General features: G+C 60.3%; 22 protein-coding genes and 1 pseudogene. 14 read left to right on the forward strand and 9 right to left on the reverse strand.

All coding sequences use genetic code 11. From position 1 onward, the window contains the following. The first annotated feature begins 3 nt into the window (after positions 1–3). From RLCC275e_RS07550 to RLCC275e_RS07580, 7 genes are read left to right on the forward strand one after another with little or no spacing between them, the layout of a single operon-like run. Positions 4–957 carry a carbohydrate ABC transporter permease gene (locus RLCC275e_RS07550; protein WP_033179813.1) on the forward strand — a complete coding sequence of 318 codons (954 nt, stop codon included), beginning with the start codon at positions 4–6 and terminating at the stop codon, positions 955–957. Beyond that, on the forward strand, positions 954–1,898 hold the full coding sequence (locus RLCC275e_RS07555; protein ID WP_171891356.1) for a carbohydrate ABC transporter permease: 945 nt from the start codon (positions 954–956) through the stop codon (positions 1,896–1,898). Before RLCC275e_RS07550 ends, RLCC275e_RS07555 begins: the two co-directional genes overlap by 4 nt. A 3-nt stretch (positions 1,899–1,901) precedes the next feature. Continuing rightward, positions 1,902–3,017: an ABC transporter ATP-binding protein gene (locus RLCC275e_RS07560; RefSeq protein ID WP_130711973.1), complete on the forward strand. Its 1,116-nt coding sequence runs from the start codon at positions 1,902–1,904 to the stop codon at positions 3,015–3,017. Between the two features lie 15 nt (positions 3,018–3,032). After that, a complete protein-coding gene (locus RLCC275e_RS07565) occupies positions 3,033–4,583 on the forward strand; it encodes a GMC oxidoreductase (protein WP_033179815.1) in 1,551 nt (516 codons plus the stop codon). Position 4,584: 1 nt separating this feature from the next. Next, positions 4,585–6,240, forward strand: coding sequence for a GMC family oxidoreductase (locus RLCC275e_RS07570; protein WP_033179816.1), 1,656 nt, complete (start codon positions 4,585–4,587; stop codon positions 6,238–6,240). Positions 6,241–6,264: 24 nt separating this feature from the next. After that, positions 6,265–7,434, forward strand: a complete 1,170-nt coding sequence (locus RLCC275e_RS07575) for a Gfo/Idh/MocA family protein (protein WP_033179817.1) — start codon at positions 6,265–6,267, stop codon at positions 7,432–7,434. A gap of 5 nt (positions 7,435–7,439) precedes the next feature. After that, positions 7,440–9,524, forward strand: a complete 2,085-nt coding sequence (locus tag RLCC275e_RS07580) for an FAD-dependent oxidoreductase (RefSeq protein ID WP_033179818.1) — start codon at positions 7,440–7,442, stop codon at positions 9,522–9,524. Positions 9,525–9,571: 47 nt separating this feature from the next. Here RLCC275e_RS07580 and RLCC275e_RS07585 read toward each other — a convergent pair whose 3' ends face one another. The 3 genes from RLCC275e_RS07585 to RLCC275e_RS07595 all read right to left on the reverse strand — a co-directional run bounded on the left by RLCC275e_RS07585 (position 9,572) and on the right by RLCC275e_RS07595 (position 11,330). After that, entirely contained in the window at positions 9,572–9,754 is a 183-nt protein-coding gene (locus RLCC275e_RS07585) for a hypothetical protein (RefSeq protein ID WP_033180633.1), read from the reverse strand. A gap of 122 nt (positions 9,755–9,876) precedes the next feature. After that, the gene (gene xth, locus RLCC275e_RS07590) at positions 9,877–10,671 is read right to left on the reverse strand and encodes an exodeoxyribonuclease III (RefSeq protein ID WP_033179819.1); all 795 of its coding nucleotides are present in this window, start codon (positions 10,669–10,671) and stop codon (positions 9,877–9,879) included. Positions 10,672–10,832: 161 nt separating this feature from the next. Continuing rightward, positions 10,833–11,330, reverse strand: a complete 498-nt coding sequence (locus RLCC275e_RS07595; RefSeq protein WP_033179820.1) for a hypothetical protein — start codon at positions 11,328–11,330, stop codon at positions 10,833–10,835. Positions 11,331–11,618: 288 nt separating this feature from the next. On the opposite strand from RLCC275e_RS07595, the gene RLCC275e_RS07600 reads away from it, so the two are divergent. Continuing rightward, a complete protein-coding gene (locus RLCC275e_RS07600; protein ID WP_082229710.1) occupies positions 11,619–12,125 on the forward strand; it encodes a hypothetical protein in 507 nt (168 codons plus the stop codon). A gap of 6 nt (positions 12,126–12,131) precedes the next feature. Here RLCC275e_RS07600 and RLCC275e_RS07605 read toward each other — a convergent pair whose 3' ends face one another. The 3 genes from RLCC275e_RS07605 to RLCC275e_RS07615 all read right to left on the reverse strand — a co-directional run bounded on the left by RLCC275e_RS07605 (position 12,132) and on the right by RLCC275e_RS07615 (position 14,385). Beyond that, the gene (locus tag RLCC275e_RS07605) at positions 12,132–12,755 is read right to left on the reverse strand and encodes a response regulator (protein WP_033179821.1); all 624 of its coding nucleotides are present in this window, start codon (positions 12,753–12,755) and stop codon (positions 12,132–12,134) included. Between the two features lie 2 nt (positions 12,756–12,757). After that, positions 12,758–14,146 (reverse strand): sensor histidine kinase, encoded by a 1,389-nt coding sequence (locus RLCC275e_RS07610; protein ID WP_033179822.1) that lies wholly within the window; start codon positions 14,144–14,146, stop codon positions 12,758–12,760. Positions 14,147–14,208: 62 nt separating this feature from the next. Next, a complete protein-coding gene (locus tag RLCC275e_RS07615) occupies positions 14,209–14,385 on the reverse strand; it encodes a hypothetical protein (protein WP_033179823.1) in 177 nt (58 codons plus the stop codon). 166 nt (positions 14,386–14,551) lie between these two features. Here RLCC275e_RS07615 and RLCC275e_RS07620 point away from each other — a divergent pair. After that, positions 14,552–14,704, forward strand: a pseudogene (locus tag RLCC275e_RS07620) (ubiquinone biosynthesis methyltransferase UbiE); the annotation flags it as partial. A 73-nt stretch (positions 14,705–14,777) separates the two neighbouring features. Here RLCC275e_RS07620 and RLCC275e_RS07625 read toward each other — a convergent pair. Further along, positions 14,778–15,044, reverse strand: coding sequence for a hypothetical protein (locus RLCC275e_RS07625; protein WP_033179824.1), 267 nt, complete (start codon positions 15,042–15,044; stop codon positions 14,778–14,780). Between the two features lie 298 nt (positions 15,045–15,342). Between RLCC275e_RS07625 and RLCC275e_RS07630 the strand changes: the two genes are divergently transcribed. The 4 genes from RLCC275e_RS07630 (at position 15,343) to RLCC275e_RS07645 (ending at position 17,084) form a co-directional block, all read left to right on the forward strand. Further along, a complete protein-coding gene (locus RLCC275e_RS07630) occupies positions 15,343–15,741 on the forward strand; it encodes a DUF1236 domain-containing protein (RefSeq protein ID WP_033180634.1) in 399 nt (132 codons plus the stop codon). Between the two features lie 161 nt (positions 15,742–15,902). Beyond that, positions 15,903–16,070 carry a hypothetical protein gene (locus tag RLCC275e_RS07635; RefSeq protein ID WP_165402792.1) on the forward strand — a complete coding sequence of 56 codons (168 nt, stop codon included), beginning with the start codon at positions 15,903–15,905 and terminating at the stop codon, positions 16,068–16,070. Next, positions 16,067–16,648, forward strand: coding sequence for a BA14K family protein (locus tag RLCC275e_RS07640; protein WP_033179826.1), 582 nt, complete (start codon positions 16,067–16,069; stop codon positions 16,646–16,648). Before RLCC275e_RS07635 ends, RLCC275e_RS07640 begins: the two co-directional genes overlap by 4 nt. A 121-nt stretch (positions 16,649–16,769) precedes the next feature. Next, a complete protein-coding gene (locus tag RLCC275e_RS07645; RefSeq protein ID WP_003558640.1) occupies positions 16,770–17,084 on the forward strand; it encodes a hypothetical protein in 315 nt (104 codons plus the stop codon). Between the two features lie 134 nt (positions 17,085–17,218). Here RLCC275e_RS07645 and RLCC275e_RS07650 read toward each other — a convergent pair whose 3' ends face one another. After that, positions 17,219–18,112 carry a LysR family transcriptional regulator gene (locus RLCC275e_RS07650; protein WP_033179827.1) on the reverse strand — a complete coding sequence of 298 codons (894 nt, stop codon included), beginning with the start codon at positions 18,110–18,112 and terminating at the stop codon, positions 17,219–17,221. A 119-nt stretch (positions 18,113–18,231) separates the two neighbouring features. Between RLCC275e_RS07650 and RLCC275e_RS07655 the strand changes: the two genes are divergently transcribed. Next, positions 18,232–19,245, forward strand: a complete 1,014-nt coding sequence (locus tag RLCC275e_RS07655; protein ID WP_033179828.1) for a L,D-transpeptidase family protein — start codon at positions 18,232–18,234, stop codon at positions 19,243–19,245. A 108-nt stretch (positions 19,246–19,353) separates the two neighbouring features. On the opposite strand, the gene RLCC275e_RS07660 is transcribed toward RLCC275e_RS07655, so the two are convergent. Next, the gene (locus RLCC275e_RS07660) at positions 19,354–20,010 is read right to left on the reverse strand and encodes a response regulator transcription factor (protein ID WP_033179829.1); all 657 of its coding nucleotides are present in this window, start codon (positions 20,008–20,010) and stop codon (positions 19,354–19,356) included. Between the last annotated feature and the right edge of the window lie 71 nt (positions 20,011–20,081).

The raw sequence follows: 20,081 nt of genomic DNA on the forward strand, positions 1-20,081 counted from the left end.
TCCATGAGCACCGTTGCGACCACCGATCCGGTTCTGACGCCGAGGCAATCGACGGGGATCTCGTTGAGGGGCCGGCTGCAGGATGCGCTGCCGAAGATCGTGCTGGCGCCGAGCTTCGTCATCACCATCATCTTCGTCTACGGCTTCATCGTCTGGACGGCCTATCTGTCGTTCACCAATTCCAAGACCTTTCCCTCCTATGCGCTGACGGGGCCACGCGCCTATCAGCGGCTGTGGCGCTGGACCTTCGAGAGCGATCCGCCGTCTTCCTGGTACACCTCGATCACCAACATGGCGATCTTCGGCTTCCTCTATATCGGCATCTGCCTGGCGCTCGGCCTGTTCCTCGCCATCCTGCTCGACCAGAAGATCCGCGGCGAGAGCGTGTTGCGGCCGATCTTCCTCTATCCGATGGCGCTGTCCTTCATCGTCACAGGCGTTGCCTGGAAATGGTTCCTCGATCCCGGCCTCGGGCTGGAACAGACGCTGCACCACTTTGGCTGGACAAGCTTCCACTTCGACTGGATCAAGAACAAGGACTTTGTCATCTACACCGTCGTCATCGCCGGTGTCTGGCAGGCGTCCGGCTTCGTCATGGCGATGTTCCTGGCGGGCCTGCGCGGCATCGACGGCGAGATCATGAAGGCCGCCCAGATCGACGGCGCCTCGTCCTTCCAGCTCTATCGGCGCATCGTCATCCCGCTGCTGCGGCCGATCTTTCTGTCCGCCTTCATCGTGCTCGCCCATATGGCGATCAAGTCCTATGACCTGGTGGTGGCGCTGACCTCGGGCGGCCCCGGCGGATCGGCCTGGCTGCCGTCCAACTTCATGTATGAATACACCTTCAAGCGCAACGAGATGGCCGTCGGTTCGGCCAGCGCCATCATCATGCTGATGACGATCTCGGCGATCATCGTTCCCTATCTCTATTCCGAACTGAAGGAGAAGGCGCGATGAGCAGCGTGACCTCTCCGACAGCAACCTCGCAAAACAGCAACAATACCCGCTGGATCGGCCGCACCGTCATCTACGGCCTGCTGCTGGTCTTTGCCGTCCTCTATCTGATGCCGCTCTTCGTCATGCTGACGACCTCGTTCAAGACCATGGACGAGATCCAGAACGGCAACATGCTGGCGCTGCCGCAATCGCCGACCTTAGACCCCTGGATCAAGGCCTGGGGCGAGACCTGCGTCGGGCTGACCTGCGCCGGCATCAAGGGTTATTTCTGGAACTCGATCAAGATGGTCGTGCCGGCTGTGGCGATCTCCACCATCATGGGCGCGCTCAACGGCTATGTCCTGACCAAATGGCGTTTCCCGGGCCACACGCTGGTGTTCGGGCTGATGCTGTTTGCCTGCTTCATCCCGTTCCAGTCGGTGCTGTTGCCGATGGCAACGATCCTCGGCAGCCTCGGCCGCTTCGGCATGACGTTGCAGAATGCCACGGGCTGGAACTTCGGCTTCGGCAATCCGACCGTCAATCTGGTCTTCGTCCATGTCGTCTATGGCCTCGGCTTCACGACGCTGTTCTTCCGCAATTTCTACGAGGCCTTTCCGACCGAACTGGTCAGAGCCGCCCAGGTCGATGGCGCCAGCTTCTTCCAGATCTTCCGCCGCATCATGCTGCCGAACTCGCTGCCGATCATCGTCGTCACCGTCATCTACCAGTTCACCAATATCTGGAACGACTTCCTGTTTGCCTCGGCCTATGCCGGCACCGGTGACACCATGCCGATGACGGTGGCGCTGAACAATGTCGTCAACACCTCGACCGGCGTCGTCGAATACAATGTCAACATGGCGGCTGCGATGATCGCAGCCGTGCCGACGCTCATCGTCTATATCCTCGCCGGCCGCTACTTCGTGCGCGGTCTGATGGCGGGCGCTGTCAAAGGGTAATCCATGGCCTTCCTCGAAATCTCCGGTCTCAAAAAGCGCTTCGGCGCCGTCGACATTCTCAAGGGGATCGACCTCGAACTCGAAAAGGGCGGCTTTCTCGTGCTGGTCGGCCCGTCCGGCTGCGGCAAGTCGACGCTGCTCAACACCATTGCCGGGCTGGAGACGATCACCTCCGGCGATATCAAGATCGACGGGCGCGACATCAGCGGTCTGCATCCCTCCAAGCGCGACATCGCCATGGTGTTCCAGTCCTATGCGCTCTATCCGAACATGACGGTGGCGGGCAACATCGCCTTCGGCATGGAGATCCGCGGCGTTCCCAAGGAGGAGCGTGTCAAGGCGATTGCCCAAGTCTCCGACATGCTGCAGATCGGCCATCTGCTTGACCGCAAGCCGAGCCAGCTCTCCGGCGGCCAGCGCCAGCGTGTCGCCATGGGGAGGGCGCTGGTGCGCAATCCGCAGGTCTTCCTGTTCGACGAGCCGCTCTCCAATCTCGACGCCAAGCTGCGCGTCGACATGCGCACCGAGATCAAGCGGCTGCATCAGCGCATGGGCACCACCTTTGTCTATGTCACCCATGACCAGATCGAGGCGATGACGCTGGCGACCAAGATCGCCGTGCTGAAGGATGGCGTGTTGCAGCAGTTCGGCACGCCGGCCGAGATCTATAACAGCCCTTCCAATATCTTCGTCGCCGACTTCATGGGATCGCCGGCGATGAACCTGCTCAACGCCACCGTCGAAAACGGCGCCGGCGGGCTCGAAGTCTCGCTGGAGCGGCCCCATGCCACACCGCTGAGGCTCCCGGTCATCTCAGGCAACGACGGCCTGACCGCCTATACCGGCAGACAGGTGATCTTCGGCATCCGGCCTGAGGCCTTGACCGATCCCGATGGCGCCGACCGCAAGGCGCGCTCGCTGACCGAAGGCGATTGCCTGATCGAGGTGGTCGAACCCGCCGGCTCCGACACCTTCGCCGTCACCAAGCTCGGCGGCAAATCTGTCGTCGCCCGCCTGCGCGCTGATACCGGCATCGCTCCAGGACAAAACACCCGCCTCGCATTCAATCTCGACAAGGCCGTCTTCTTCGATCCCGAAACACAGGCGCGGATCGTGTGATGGCCAGGTGCTAACATGAGCAGTTCACCTGACATCGTCATCATCGGTTCAGGAGTCGGCGGCGCCACGGTCGCAGCCGGCCTGGCTGCGACCGGTGCGCAGATATTGATCCTCGAAGCCGGCGACCATATCGCCGACCTTCCTGTTAACCGCGACCAACGCGCGATCTTCCAGCGGGGACATTTTCGACCGAAGGAAACCTGGTACGAGGCGAACGGCAAGGGATTCAATCCCGGCAATTACTACAATGTCGGCGGGAATTCGAAGTTCTATGGCGCAGTATTGTCTCGCTATCGCAGCCAAGATTTCGCAGTCATCGAACACCGCGAGGGTGTTTCGCCGGCCTGGCCGTTTCCGTATGAGGTGCTGGAGCCGTGGTATTGCCAGGCCGAACGCATGTACCAGGTCCGCGGCAGTCTCGGCGAAGATCCCACGGAACCGCACCACTCGGCGGCCTACGAGTACCCGCCCGTCCCGGACGAGGCGCCGATTGCCGATATCAGGGCGCGCCTCAAGCAGAAAGGCCTGCATCCGTTTTCCCTGCCGCTCGGCCTCGATCTTGACGCCTGGCTTTCCAAAGCACGCACACCATGGGATGCGCATCCAAACGCCCGCGACGGCAAGATCGACGCCGAGACCGCAGCCCTCGCAGTGGCGCTGAAACACGAGAATGTGCGGCTCGAAACCAACGCGCGTGTGACGAGGCTCGACACGGGAGCGGGGAGCCGGATCGACCGGGTGACCTACATCAAGAACGGGCAGACGGTGACTGTTTCGCCTGAGATCGTGATCCTCTCCGCCGGGGCGGTGCAGTCGTCCGTGCTTTTGCTGCGCTCGAAAAACGACCGCTTCCCAAAGGGTCTGGCGAACTCTTCCGACCAGGTGGGCCGCAACTTCATGAATCACAATGCGTCCGCCGTCATCGGGGTCTCACCGCGGTTCAGGAATACCTCCATCTACCAGAAGACGTTTGCCTTCAACGACTTCTATCTCTCCGACGGGGAGGGCGGACCGCCCCTCGGCAACGTGCAGCTCCTGGGCCGCATCTCTGAAAAGGTTCTCAAGGGCTCTCTGCCGCAGGCTCCGGAATGGCTTTTGCGCTTCATCACCGGCCATGCCATCGACTTCTATGCGATGAGCGAGGACGTTCCAAACCCTGAAAGCCGCGTCATGGTGGACGGAGATCGGATTATTCTCCAATGGCAGCGAACCAACTGGGATGCTCATCTCGCCCTTGTCGCCAGGCTGAAGGCGATCCTGAAGTCGATCGGATTTCCGATCGTGCTGTCGAGACCCTTCGACAAGCGCACGCCTTCCCATCAATGCGGAACGATCCGCATCGGAAACGATCCCGCGACGGCGCCGCTGAACGCGTACTGCCGTTCGTATGATCACGAAAACCTCTTCGTCGTCGACGCCAGTTTCCTCCCCACCTCGGCCGCGGTGAACCCCGCGCTCACTGTCGCCGCCCAGGCGCTGAGAGTGGCAGATCACATCGCGTCGAAGGACTTTGCAGGCATGACACAGGCGCTGGCGGTCGCCAGGCCGGATGCAACAGGACAATAAAATGGGATTCGATTACATCATCACTGGCGCCGGTCCGGCAGGATGCGTTCTTGCGAGCCGGCTGAGCGAAGATCCCGATGTCAGCGTCCTCCTGCTCGAAGCGGGCGGAGGCGACTGGAATCCGCTCTTTCACATGCCGGCAGGCTTCGCCAAGATGACCAAAGGCGTCGCCAGCTGGGGATGGGAAACTGTTCCCCAGAAGCACATGAAAGGCCGGGTGCTTCGTTATACCCAGGCGAAAGTCATCGGCGGTGGCTCGTCCATCAATGCCCAGCTCTATACACGCGGAAACGCGGCGGATTATGACCTCTGGGCTCGTGAAGACGGTTGCGAGGGCTGGGACTATCGTTCGATCCTTCCCTATTTCAAACGCGCGGAGGACAATCAGCGCTTCGCCGACGACTATCACTCCTATGGCGGTCCGCTCGGCGTCTCGATGCCGGCAGCACCGCTGCCGATCTGCGACGCCTATATCCGTGCAGGGCAGGAGCTTGGCATTCCCTATAATCACGACTTCAACGGACGCCAGCAGGCCGGAGTGGGATTTTATCAGCTGACGCAGCGCAACCGCCGCCGGTCGTCGGCTTCGCTCGCCTATCTCTCGCCGATCAAGAACCGCAAGAACCTGACGGTCCGGACAGGCGCGCGCGTCGCGCGTATTATCGTGGAGGGAGGCCGTGCGACAGGCGTCGAGATCGTGACCTCGCGCGGCTCGGAGATCGTGCGCGCCGAACGCGAGGTATTGGTTTCGTCGGGCGCAATCGGATCGCCGAAGCTGCTTTTGCAGTCCGGCATAGGACCGGCCGATCATCTGCGGTCGGCGGGCGTCAAGGTGCTCCACGATCTGCCGGGTGTCGGCGGCAACCTCCAGGATCACCTGGATCTTTTCGTCATTGCCGAATGCACAGGCGATCACACTTATGACGGCGTCGCAAAATTCCACCGGACACTTTGGGCCGGGGTCCAATACGTGCTGTTCCGGACCGGTCCGGTTGCCTCGTCGCTCTTCGAGACCGGCGGCTTTTGGTATGCCGATCCTGAAGCCCGTTCTCCTGATATCCAGTTCCACCTCGGCCTGGGTTCGGGCATCGAAGCGGGTGTCGAGCGGCTCAAGAATGCCGGCGTGACCCTTAACTCCGCCTATCTGCATCCGCGGTCGCGCGGGACAGTCCGTCTGTCATCCTCGGACCCGGCTGCCGCTCCATTGATCGACCCCAACTACTGGTCCGATCCGCACGACAGGACGATGTCCCTGGAAGGGCTGAAGATCGCACGCGAGATCATGCAGCAGGCGGCGCTGAAGCCCTATGTCATGGCCGAAAGGCTTCCCGGACCGAAGGTGATGACCGACGAGCAGCTTTTCGACTATGGCTGCGCCAACGCAAAGACCGACCATCATCCGGTTGGCACCTGCAAGATGGGAACGGGACCCGATGCGGTTGTCGGGCTTGATCTCAAGGTCCATGGCCTGGAAGGCCTCAGGGTCTGCGATTCATCCGTCATGCCGCGCGTGCCGTCATGCAACACCAACGCGCCGACGATCATGGTCGGCGAAAAGGGATCGGACCTCATCCGGGGCTTGCCTGCACTTTCCCCCACCATCTTCACCTACGAACGCAACGATGCGAGGCCTCGGTCCCGCGCCGAAATCCGGTAAGCCATGTCGAGAGGAGAGACGACAATGTCTGAAGTCAGAGTTGCAGTGCTTGGCGCCTCGGGCTGGATGGGAAAGGTCCACACCATGGCCTACCAGACCTTTCCGCATTTCTTCGGAGTGTCGGACGGAACGGCGCGGATCGTGGCACTCGTCGAAGGTCCCTCGAAGGCAGCCGCGGATCTTTCCCACAGGGCGCAGGGTGCAAGAATTCTTCAGGATTGGAATCTCGCGGTCGCGGATCCGGGTGTCGATCTGATCGATATCTGCCTGCCTGACCACCTTCATTACCAAGTAGCCAAGGCGGCCTTGCTGGCCGGCAAACATGTCTATTGCGAGAAGCCGTTGGCAAATACCGCCGCCGAGGCGCGGGAACTGGCCGACATCGCCCGGGCGAAGGGTGTCATTACCCGCGTTGGACACGCCTTTCCTCGCAATCCCGTCCATGATCTGGCGAAAGACATTATCGAATCCGGCGAAATCGGCGAGATCAAGCTGTTCCGCGGCTGCCAGCACGTCGACATGTATGGCGATCCGAACGCGCCCTTCATGTGGCGCGCCGACGGAAAGCTTGCGCCGACCGGGATCGTCGGTGATACCGGCTCGCATATCTTCAGCTTCATGGATTTCCTGGTCGGCCGCGTCAGTTCCCTGATCGCCGACAATCTCATTGTGACGCCGCGCCGGCCTGTCGTTGAGGGCCTTGCCTATGGCGAGCAGGTGAAACTGTCAGGCAATGAGACCTGGGCTGATATCACCAATCCTGATGCAACCAATCTGCTGTGCCGGTTCGAGAACGGTGCCGGCGGTATCGTCGATTTCAGCCGTGTCGCGACCGGTCGCAAGTTCATGCAGACCTACGAAATCTATGGAACGAAAGGCAGCATCGCCTATACCTATGACGAGATAAACCGGCTGCGCTTCTATTCCAACGACGACCGGACGGGACGGCGCGGCTTTCGCGAGATCGACGTGGGTCCGGAGAACCCCACCTTCAGGGCTTTCCTTCCTCTGCCGAATTTCGGCCTGGGCTACAATGAAAGCAAGATCATCGAGGTGGCCGAAGTGATCCGCTCGATCGTTGCAAACAGGCCGATGTGGCCGACATTCGATACCGGCCATCACATCTGCCAGATTGTCGACGCATGCATGGAGTCCTCCCGGCAAAAGCGCTGGGTCGACATCCCGCTGGGCTGAGCGCAATGACCATAGACGTTCCGCAGGAAATTCTTGACGCACTGACCGATGTCGACATGCCGCGGCTCCCAACCGAGCCCGCCCCTTCGGACGTGGTCCGGCTCGCCGGCGTCGAGGCGCCGATCTATCGAGCCGGTTGCGTCGTCGTCGGATCCGGCGCGGCAGGTCTGCGTGCCGCGGTGGAAATGAAGCGGCGCGGCGACGACGTCGTCATTATCAGCCAAAGCGCATGGGGTGGAACCTCGGCCTGTTCGGGATCCGACAAGCAGACCCTTCACACGGCAAATACGGCGGATCAGGGCGACAATTACAAGGCAATGGCCCGAGCCATCCGCAGCGGCGGCGCAATGGACGAGGACACGGCCTATGTCGAGGCTGTGGGCTCGTCCCGGATGATGGCGTCGCTCCAGTTCCTGGGCCTGCCGCTGCCTCAGGATCCGCTTGGCGGGACGCTCAGATATCAGACCGATCATGACGAGGTCGGTCGCGCCACCAGCTGCGGCCCGCGCACCTCGCGCCTGATGGTCAAGGTGCTGGCCGAGGAGGCGATCCGGCTCGGAGTGCCGTTCTATAACCAGACCACCGCGGTAAAGATCCTCACCAAGGACGATGGTGCTGACCGCCACGTGGTCGGGATAGTCGCCATGCGCGCCAGTAACCGCACGGAGGAGAACCCGCTGGGCATCGCGCTGTTCGTCAGTGGCGTGATCGTGCTCGCCGCCGGCGGGCCGGGCGAACTCTACCGCGACAGTGTTTATCCCAACGGTTGCTTCGGCTCTCTCGGATTGGCGCTCGAGGCAGGCGTCGACCTCGTCAACCTGACCGAAAGCCAGTTTGGGATCGGCACCCGCCGGGAAGGGTTCCCATGGAATCTGTCGGGCACCTACGTCCAGGCGATCCCGCATATCTATTCGCTCGATAGCGAAGGCGCCGAGCACCACTTCCTGGCAGAATATTACCGCAGCACGCAGGAGTTGGCGTCGAATGTCTTCCGCAAAGGCTATCAGTGGCCCTTTCACGCGACGCGCATGCTCGATTTCGGCTCAAGCCTGGTCGACCTTGCCATCTCTCGCGAAACGGCAGCAGGGCGGCGCGTCTTTATGGATTTCAATCGCAATCCCCTATCCGTGCCGGGCGATCTGCCGTTCAGCCTGGAAAGACTGGATGAAGACGTCCGCGCATATCTCGGCAAGGCCGGCGCCGATCAGGACATGCCGATCGATCGTTTGAAGCATATGAACCCGCTCGCGATCGAGCTCTACCGCCGCTACAAGATCGACATCGCCGAAGAGCCGTTGGAATTTGCCGTCAACAACCAGCACATGAACGGCGGCATCATGGTCGATACCTGGGGCCGCAGCAATCTCGGCGGGTGTTACGCGGTCGGAGAAGCAGCGGGCACACACGGCGTGACGAGACCGGGTGGAGCAGCACTCAACGCCGGGCAAGTCTTCGGTACGCGCGCAGCCGAGCACATCAGCGCGAGCGGCAGGGCAAAGCGGTCGGCAGTAGAGGACAGAGCCGATATCGCGGAGGCGGGCATCGCCGATCTCCTTGCCGCACTTCGAACCGAGAGCCAGCTCACCGTCAAATCGATCCGTTCGCAAGTGCAGGCGCGAATGAGCGAGAAGGCTGGCATCATCTGCGATCAGGACAGCGTAGGCCGAGCCTTGATCGAAGCGCGGAAACTGAACGCCGAAATTCGCGAAAACGGCGTCGCCTATGGTCGTGCAGCGGAGGCGGTTCGAGGCGTGCAATGGCGGCATATGGCGCTCGCCTCGGAAGCCGTGCTCAACGCGCTTGATTTCTTCATTCGCCATGGAGGGGGCAGCCGTGGGGCGCGCGCGATATGCGATACGGAGGGCGAATCCCTTCCTCTTGCGAACGCAGGCCCGTTACAGGATTATCGCTTTCGGAAGGAACGGGAAGCGCATCAGCAAGAGCAGATCGTCGTTCGGCTCGATCGAGATGAGATCAGGCTTTCAACGCGTGCAAACCGCATTTTGGATGAAAACGCCAGGTCCTTCTTCGAGCGAGACTGGCCGGCCTGGTTGACAGGGCGCATCTACGATCTGGGCGCAGACGAATGAGGCGATGCCAGTGATAGGATTGCCTTCGAGAAGGGCAATCCGCTCGATCAATCGGGATTCGCAACGGGAGGAGGAACCCGGATGCGCTCGGTATCGTCAGCGCCTTCGGCGATGGCTTCCTCGCTTCTGCGCACCCGCCTTGGCGGATCCTTTCCTTCGACCGGTTTCGGCGACAGCTGATCGTCGGCCTGGATCTCGTCGGTGTTCAGGTAGTTCTTGCTTTCGTCCACATCGGTCACATCAGGTTGGAGAATGGCGAGGCAGGAATGTGATTCTTCGCATCGGCGCTTTACAAGCTAACTCCCGGCGACATGACAGGTTCCCTCGCTTGTCGGCGAGCGGCGCCTGAGGCTCATAGGTCGGCTCCAGCTTCGGAAACATCGAGTTCGATCATGACCGGCGCGTGGTCGCTCGTATGCTCCCAGCTGCGCGGCTTTGTCCTGACGGTTGCCGATCGAAGCCACGGTGCGACTGCCGGACTGAGCAGGAAATGGTCGATCCGAAGCCCTGCGTCACGTTCGAAGCTGTTCCGCCAGTATTTCCAGAAGGTGTAGATCCGCTCCTCTGGATGCAAATGCCTGACGGCATCGGTCCAGCCCTGAGCGACGAGACGGGCATAGGCCTTGCGCACTTCCGGCCTGAAGAGGGCGTCGTCCAACCAGCGTTCAGGCTTGTAGACGTCGATCTCCGTCGGCACGACGTTGAAGTCGCCGGCCAGGATCGAAGGCACCCCCAGCTCCAGGAGTTCGGCGGCGTAGTCCTGCAGGCGACGGAACCAGCGCAGCTTGTACTCGAACTTTGCTCCCGGGAACGGATTGCCGTTGGGAAGATACAGGCATCCGATCAGGATGCCGTCGACGGCAGCTTCGATATACCGGCTGTGAGTATCGTCAGGATCGCCGGGAAGACCGCGACGCGTCAGGATCGGTGTCTTGTCTTTCGCCAGGATGGCCGCCCCGTTCCAGGATCTCTGTCCGTGCCAGATGGCGCCGTAGCCGGCCCGTTCGATCTCCTTTCGCGGAAAGCCGGCATCGTCTGTCTTCAGTTCCTGGAGGCAGACTACATCAGGGACATCCTCCTTGAGCCAGCGCAGCAGGATGTCCAGCCGCCCATTGATCCCGTTGACATTGTAGGTTGCGATTTTCACGATGCCCTCGGAAGTCGAAGCACGGACAGGCTCAAGAAGCGCTCCTCCTCAGGAAATCTCCGCCCGCAATCGTCCCAATGGAGGCGGCTCTCCACACCGTAATGGTCCGCCGGTCGAATCCTCACGGGGTTTATCGAGCGAGCCGACTGTGACTTGGCTCCTCAACGCGTCGCGCCGAAGACGAAGGCGATGCCGGCGACAATCGCTGCGGCTGTCAGCGGCTGCCGGCGGATGCGATCCTCAAAGTCATGGACGAATGTGCGTGCTTCCGCCTTTGCCAGGCGGGCTGTTCCAGACGCCAGTTCCGAAGCGGTTTCGGTCATCCGACCGGCTTCTTTCTGAAGCGCGCGCATTTTCTCGCGATTGGCATCCAGCCCTTCCGAGGAACGGTCAGTTTCGCCGGTCGAGCGCAGGGCTTGATCCACCAGGGGAAACTGCTCATCGAGCTTGGTGGGATCGGGCTCGCGCTTCACGCGCTCAGCCGCCTCGACGTCGCTGCGGCCGGCGGAAATTGAAGTGTGAGTGGCTGACACCGGGTCGGACGCCGGAAAGGTATTCTCGATGTCCTTGTCGAGTTGGCCGTCTCGGGTTTGCTTCCGCTGCTCTGCCTGCTCTTTTCGCATGGATTGGACTGCGGGGGATTCGTTCGGGTTTGCCATTGGGGTTTCCTCTGTTGCACGTTGACAGACAAAGCGACGACGAGGGCAGAAGTTCCATAGAATGCTTGCGCCCTTTTCAAAGCACAGGGGGCAACGGTGAGTATGCGGCGCTTATGAGCACACCGTTGGACTCTTCCCGACGTCGAGCGCGGCAATTGGTTGGCCCGGACCAAAGTCTTGCTGGCGCCTACTACCTAGGTCGGTTGCATTTTGTCTTGAGAACAGCGAGAAATCTTATGCGTCATATATGATCGGAAACGGCGAAGAACGGACGAATGAGGCCATTGCATGAGTATCCGGAAACGCGATTTTCTGAGGTTGGGCGGTAGCGCGGCCGTGGCTCTCTTCGCTGCTGCCTCACCAGTCACACTGAAACTCGGCGGGTTTCTTCCTGTTCTGGCGGTGGCACGCGCGCAGGCAAAGGACGGCAACAACGGGAATGGCAACGGCAACGGTAATGGCGGAGGGAATGGCAACGGCGGCGGTAACGGCAATGGCAACGGGGGAGGGAATGGCAATGGCGGCGGCAACGGCAACAATGGGTCAGGAAACGGCAATAGTGGTAATTCCTCCAATGGCGCGGGATCCTCTTCGTCTACCACAGGGTCATCTGTAGGATCGGGAACGAGAGCGACCGCAGCTGCCGATGGCTCCATCGACGTCCGTCATTCGAATGGTATCACTGAAACGCTGCAGCGCGGCCGCTACATCATGAAGGACTCGAAGGGCCGGACGATTATAAGTCGGCAGGCGACGGCCAGTGATGCCCGGCGGCTGAGCCGCTTCCTTCGCTAACCTCTTTCAGCGCCGTTCGCGCCATTGCAGAGCCGCTTCAGTCCTGTTCGAGGCACCAAGCTTGCTCAGAATCTGGGTCATATGGTGCTTCACAGTCTTTTCCTGCAGGCTGAGACGCAAGCCGATATGCTTGTTTGACAGGCCTTGAGCGACAAGATCCATCACCTCGCGTTCCCGTGGCGTCAGATTGTTCTTGTCGGAGGTTCCGCCATGCAGCGAATTCTCCATGACCTTTGCCGACATCGTCGGCGAGACATATCGCGAGCCACGCAGGACGGTCTGGATTGCTTCGGCGAGGCCACGCGAACCGACACCTTTCAGAACATAACCCATCGCGCCCCGTTGCAGAGCTCCAAGCAGCGTGTCCACCTCCTCGGATACCGTCAACATCAGCACTTTCGTTGTGGGGCTCCGCGCCAGGACGCCACTGACCGCAGACAGCCCGCCGCCGGGCATCGAGACGTCGAGAAGCATGATGTCGGGGTGGTTGTCCGAGGCGATCATCGCCGCGTCGTCGCTGCTGGCGCCCTCACCAACGACGACAAAGCCGCTGATCTCGGAGAGGCTACGCGTTACACCCTCTCGAAAAAGCGGATGATCGTCCACGACGCCGATGGTGATTGATGTCATCGCTACTCTCCCACTTCCATTGGCTCGAAGATCATGGTCACGGTGGTTCCTCCTTCGCCTGTCTTGATGTCGAAGGATCCTCCCAGACTGTCGACGCGCTCCCGCAACCCCACGAGGCCGAGGCTCGTCGGTCTCACCTCGGTCGGATCGAAGCCGTCGCCGTGATCGCTGACTTCAACACGAACATGACCCTTGCGCGAGGCAGCCCTGACAGCCTGTTGAACGCCGCCGCCGTGGCGATAGGCGTTGTTCAAGGCTTCCTGAATGAAGCGGTAGATACAGATCTTCACGGCGGGAGGAAGGTCCGGTCCATCCTCATCGATGACAGTTTCGACATGGCTTTCGGTCTTGTGCTGATGCGCGTCGATGACCCGCGTGACGATCTCGGTAATTGAGGATTTCTCGATCTGCGGAAGCACCAGTCCGCTGCAGATATTGCGGATCTCCGTCATCGCCTCGGCAAGGCTCGAGCGTATCCAGGCAAGCTCTTTTTCGCGCGCATCGGGCGGGGTGGACGCATTGATCAACATGTCGCTGTCCAGGCGCAGTGAGGCATAGGCAATGTGTTGGGCTGGACCGTCATGCAGATCTGCACCGATGCTGCGCAAATACGTTTCGTTCAGCGCTGCCGCCCGCTGGGAGGCGCGCTGCAGCCGGCGCTGGAGCCCGCGGTTTTCCGTCAGCAGCGCAGACAGCTCATCGACCCGTTCTTTGAGATCCTTGCGTTGCGCCTCGATCGTGCGGCTACCCCGAAACACCAGAACGGAGAGAACAAGAAAAAAAGTCGCCGTGAGAGCGGTGACGGCGCCCCAGCTCCGGAGCCTGGCATGGGCCAGACTATCGCCCAGTCCTTCTGCTGTCTCGTAGAATTCAAGGACGGCGACCGCTTGTCCGGACCACGGCTGGAGCACGGGGTTATAGATCTCCATCAGCGGCTTGCCGAGCGCGCGCTCCTTGTCGCTTTCCGGATCGCTGGCGATTTCGTAGCGCGCGACGAGAGATCCTGCGAATGCCCTCTGGAGCTTGTCGCTTATCGCAAACTTCCTGCCCACCAGCTCCTTCTCGTTGGAATAGAGGATGGTGCCGTCGCCTCGCCACAATTTGAACGAAACAAGGCGCTTGCCGAGTGCACCTTGACCGAGCGTCTCGTCCAGGGCTTGTGCACTCGCTTCATCAAGCAATGACTCTGTTTGCATATCGGGAAGTAGCGGCGCGATCACGCTGTCTACATACAGCGCTGTCGCTGCGCCTGAATTGTGGATGACAGCCTCCTCTATCAGGTGGCTTACAAATAAACCCACCACGAACATGGCGGCGATCGATATGAGCCCACCCGCGATGAAGAACTGCGAGGCGAGTGAGCGGGCATTCCAGCGACGAAGCCAATTCATTTTGATACCGGTAAGAGACTGCCCGATTAACCTACCGCGTCTTTAGAGTTTTCCAAACAGCGTCAGGGCACATTCCTGGTGTCGAAGACCTCGGCGCCTCTTATGCTCTGGGTCAACCCGACGGTATCGCCGGATATGGCTGCGCCGAAGACGTAGAGAAGGGCGGCCAGAACGATGACTAGTGCGAAGACGGACGCGTTACAGGCGCCATTCACTCGGGATCTATGACGCTGGCTCATCTTCGGATCTCCTTCAGTATCGTTCGAAACGGCGCGAGTCCGATGCGCGTTCCACCCCAGGGACTTCGGTCGGAGGAGGTTAGGACCAAGGTCTGAGCCCCGTATACATCAGCAGATTCAGGCATATTTCCTGGCCGACCGACTTGGGTTTGGAGGCTTGGGAGTGATGATTTCCATGGACTTCGAAGGCAGCGCCCGCGCCGCATCTATCGCTTCTCTCAAGCCGTTCGAGGAAGGTGTCGCCGAATTTTACGATAGCCTTCTCGTGCCGATCCTCTTCGAGCCCTATGCCTTGGAGTTGGCGATCGTCGCCGAGCGTTAGCGGACCAATCGCGCGATTTTTCTAATGGAATTCCAAAGCTCTGTCCGCCAAGGTGTGACGGCGCAGGGATTCAGTTCGTGCGCTGCGTATAGGAAGGTTCTTGCATTGCGCGGATGACGTGCTGCTCGATCTCGAAGCAGGTCTCGTCGTATTCCCGTACCAGCTTCGAATTGGATGGCCGTCCTCGAAGTGTGTCGCGCGCTTCGACTGCCATCTGGTAGGCCTCGAAGAGCTCGAGCTGCAACGGGTCGCGCGCTGCCATGATCAGCGTCCGCATATGCGGCAAACGCATCGCCAGGCGCCGGCGTCCAGCTTCCCGGCGGTTGGATCGTGCCATCTCCTTCAGTCTCCTGCCTCCTGCATAATTCCTCAAATCGGCATCGACTTAAGGATAAATTATGCAGCAATTCAAAGTGTTAAAGCGACCTTTACGCGTCTGAAAAGACGCGTGGCGCTGTAAGCCCGTGTGTGCGGTCTTTCGATCCTGAAATAGCGCCGGCGACGGGTTTTGACATAGGTTTGGGACCAAAGGCCGGGGTCTATCAGACTGAGGTCGGGGCCGTGGAACGACCCCGCCTTCAACTAGTTTGTTGGCAGCGGTCGCGAAGGCCGCCTCGAAACAGAAGGAGGAGAAAATGATCTCCAAGCTTATCGTCGGTGCGGCAACTGCCGCGACTCTCATGTCGGGCGTTGCATTCGCCCAGTCCTCGACCGTCAACGGTGCCGCCGGTGGCGCAGTCACTGGGGCGATCGTCGGCGGCCCCGTTGGCGCTGCTGTCGGCGGCGTTGCCGGCGCAGTCGTTGGAACCGTGATCGATCCGCCGCCGCAGAAGGTCGTCACCTATGTCCGCGAGGTTCCGGCACCATCGGCGCGCGTGGTCGTGAAGGAGAAGGTTGTCGTCGGTCAACCCCTGCCGGAGACGGTTGTCGTAACGCCTATTCCGGATGACCCGACTTATGCTTACGCGATGGTCAATGATGAACGTGTCATCGTCGAACCGTCATCCCGCAAGGTGATCCAGGTTATCAAGTGATCTGATCCTTCGCGCGGCCCCTGCCGCGTCCTCCATCCGGAAATCATCGCTCAAAGTCCGGGAACCGCCGCACGACCGACGGCAGCGTCGTCGTGCGGCCAAAAACAGCCGATGCCCCCGGCGGCGACCTCCGCCGCCGGAGCGCCAGCAAGGAGAGGAACATGATTTATTCCGAAGAGAAATCCGGTGGTCTGGCCGTGCCGCTGATCGCCATCCTGCTGGCGATCGCCGGCATTCTCGCCGTACTTGTCGCCACCGGCGGCCGACATAGCAGTGCCGCCGGCCGTGTCTGGGTTCCACAGGCTCAACTGCAGGGGGCGGGACAATGAAAGCCATCGCATCCGTTGCCTTTGGCATCGTAAGCTCGGTCGCGGCCTGCGTCGCTGCCGCATCCGTCGCATCCTATGTCGTGGCGGATTCCGAACATCACGCCTTCAAGGAGCTCGCAGCGCGCGATCTATGGACGACGACGCCGGTGAAAGTCGATCCTCGGCTGCAGCCCTATGAACGAATTGCGCCTCTCTATTCCAGCTATGTGACCGCGGCGTCGGCCAGCATGGCGTCAGCGGCGAGGCCGGATTCGGCTCGCCCGCCAGCCGAACTTCAGACACCGCAGCCCAGAATTTCGGCCGCGCATCTCGCCTGGTGTGGGGAACATTATCGCTCTTTCAATCCCGCGACCAACAGCTATCGATCCTATAGCGGTGAGACCCGCGAATGCTCTTCGCCGTTCCAGCCGACTGTGGCCGAGGCCGATGAAGGCGTCGGCACGAACGTGAATGCACAAGCGGCAGCCCGGTGCGCGGCTCGCTACAAGTCGTATCGACCGGAAGACAATACGTATCAACCATGGGAAGGACCGCGGCGCAGCTGCGACATGCCGGATCTCGTTGCGACGAGCAATTGATTATCGGCGGTGGTCGCGCGGTGCGGATCAAGCTACACCAAGCTGATGGGCCAGACCAAAGTCCGTGTTACAAACGCAACGGTTGTGATACCCGGTTGTGTTCGAGTGTTGGAGATCAGGGATGGTAACGGCGCTGATAACAGAAATCCAGCAGGCACAGGCAAGCCTTCCGTTCTTGAGCAGGGCCGACCGGGGAGCCCTTATCATTCGCATCCTCCGCGAACTGAAGACACATCGGCAGGAGGCTCTTGGAAATGTTCCGGCCGAACACTGTGTTTGGATCGACAGGCTGATTGCGTCCGTGTCCTCGACGATATCGGAAATCGCCAACATGCAGGACGCCGAGTTCCATCGGGTCTTGAACGAGTTCGAGAAGCTGATCGCGACGCTCGATGACATTTCGCATGCCGAGAAGCGGTCGAAGACAATTCACTGAAAGGGTCGCCAGCGGCGGCCAAACTGGCGCCCCACCGGAACCCGATCACTGCGCCTCAGCGTTTTCCTTCCATGAAGCGTTAAATCGAATATGCAGCCCTTCAACAGGCGCAGTAGAAAAGAGGATGACCATCGTCAGGCTCGGTGGCGCAGGGCGTCCACCAGCGCCACGAAAGCTGGAGAGGACTGCCTTCTGCTGGGATAGTAGAGATGGTAGCCATCCCATTGCGGCGAAAAGGCTTCCAGCACGCGTCTCAGACGGCCCTCCGCGATATGAAGAAGAGCGACGTCTTCCGGTACGTATGCCAGGCCAAGTCCGTCCAGCGCCGCTTCCACACTCTGATAGGAGTTATTGAAGGCAAGCTGTCCCTCGACCCGGATCCTGATCTCTTTCCCGTTATCTTCGAACTCCCATGCCCAGAAGCCGCCATATGTGGGCAGGCGCTGGTTGATGCAGTTGTGGCGGACGAGGTCCTGCGGATGCTCCGGAACCCCCTTGCCCTCGAAATATGAGGGTGCGCCGACGACGGCAAACGGGAAATCAGGTCCAATGCGCGTCGAGATCATGTCTTTGGCCACCTGCTCCCCCATCCGGACGCCGCCGTCGAAGCGCTCCGTCACGATGTCGGACAGCCCGTTTTCGCGGATCAGCTCCACCTTGATGTCAGGGTTGTTCGGTAGGAAGCGCTGGAGCTTCGGCCAGATGATCCACCTTATTGCGTGGTCTGATGCCGTGATGCGGATGTTCCCGGCTGGCTTTTCCCTGAACTCGGTGATGGTCTCGAGTTGCGCCTCGATCTCGTCGAAATGGGGCCCCACGCCTTGGAACAACCGTTCTCCAGCGTCGGTGAGCGAAACGGCCCGCGTGGTACGGGTCAGAAGCCGGATTCCGAGCCGCGTCTCAAGCTGGCGGACAACGTGGCTGAGCGCCGATTGAGACACGCCCAGCTTTGCAGCCGCCCGCGTAAAGCTCTTCTCTCGGGCGACCGCCAGAAAAGCCATCAGGTCATTGACGCTCTCGCGCGGCATTCACGAGCTCCTTCGGATCAAATGGCCGTTGTACTGAATTTGCTGAGGCTGGACATTGAAATCATCGTGAACACCCGCCTGGCTCTGTTCGCACTGGAACAAGTTGCGGCGCCGGCCATTTGTCGTCCATGAAAACAGTCCTGCCGATGTCGCTGCTCGCTCTGGCCTTCTCCGTTGGCGGTGCCGCCGCGCGGGAGCTCCGACCCGAAGCAATCAATACCGCGTCGATTGCGTCCATTGGGACTGCGAAGCCTGCGCCGGGAGATCCAGACCCGGCGATCGTCCGCCTTCAGGTCCTGCTCGACCGTGCAGGCTCGTCTCCCGGCGTGATCGATGGCCTCTCCGGCGAAAACGTCGACAAGGCCGTGGCCGGCTTCGAGGCGATGAACAATCTTCCTGTCGATGGGAGGCTGGATCCAGAGGTCGCCTCCCGCCTTGAAGGCAATGCCGCCATCGTTGCCCCAGTCGTTGAAAGCTATGTCGTCTCGGCAGAGGATGCCAAAGGCCTCGTCGACAAGATCCCTGAAGACTATGGCGAGAAGGCGAAGATGGAGAGCTTGGGATATACCAGCGTTGCCGAGAAGTTATCCGAGCGATTCCACATGGGTATCGATCTGGTAAATGCGCTCAACCCGGCTTCGCAGTTTGCTCCCGGCGATACGGTGTGGGTCGTGACCCCCGGTGCTCTAAGGGAAGGAAAGGTCAAGAAGATCGAGGCCAACAAGAAGACGGGGCAGGTGCTGGCCTTTGCCGAAGATGGATCGCTTCTGGCAGTCTATCCCGCTACGATCGGAAGCGAAGACAATCCGGCGCCGTCAGGCAAGCACAAGGTCAAGGGCGTCGCAAGGATGCCGGTCTACCGGTATGACCCAAAGCGCAACTTCAAACAGGGAAAGAACGACAGGGTTCTGACAATCCCGAAAGGACCGAACGGTCCGGTCGGCACGGTCTGGATCGACCTGACCGAGCCGACCTATGGGATACATGGGACACCGGAGCCAAAGCTCATCGACAAGGTTGGCTCGCACGGTTGCGTGCGGCTGACGAATTGGGACGCCGAAGAACTGGCCGGCATGGTCAAGCCCGGTGTGCTGGTGGACTTCGTCAATCGAAGTTCAGCCACCCCGAAGTGAGGGGAATACGTCGCGATCCCACTCTTTTCTCCGACTTGTCGTCGACAGATGTGGCCTGCGGCGCTTCGACGACGATCATTTGCAATCGCTTGGCGGCCGCCAGTCAGCTCACACTAATGCAAGGCCAGCGCCAATATCGAGTTTCGCTGCCATATTTACCAGGTGCGGCAAGGTCCGGGCGTTCATCTTCCTCATAACCTGACCGCGGTGAGCCTTCACCGTAATCTCGCTGATGTTTAATTCGAACGCCACCTGCTTGTTCAGTAGACCCTCGGCGACGAACTTCATGACCTCTCGCTCCCGCGGTGTTAGCGTTCGGTAGCAATCTTCGAGGCGACCTATTTCCATTGTGGCTTGTATGGCCGCATGAATTTCCTCCGCGAGAGCGTTTAGGTCGCAGGGTCTTGGCACGAAGATAACCCGAAATTTCGTTGCGTTTACGGTCATCGCCGGACCGCCATGACCTGTGACAACAATCACCGGGCAACGGACTGCATGCAGACAAATAAGGTGTGTCAGATCAGGGGCGGTCAGATCAGTCAGACTTGCGTCGAGAACGATGCACCCGAGAAAGTCCGCTCGTGGGCGTTTCAGGAATTCGATTGTCGAACCGTAGAGATCCGGTCGCCATCCCCGCGAGCGGATGTTAGCTTGCAAGGCCGAACGAAGAGCATCATCGTCGCTCAAAACGATCACTGTCGGATCGTCTGACGCGCATTTTTCTGCTTTGCGCGGCGGGTCCTGTAGAGAGTTTCCAATGTACATTGCCATTCTCCTTTATCTGGGAGTGAGAACTTCTGCGGTGCAAAGATCTTGGAAATGGATTGTACTTGCGT

The organism is Rhizobium brockwellii (assembly GCF_000769405.2).
Taxonomy (GTDB): Bacteria; Pseudomonadota; Alphaproteobacteria; order Rhizobiales; family Rhizobiaceae; genus Rhizobium; species Rhizobium brockwellii.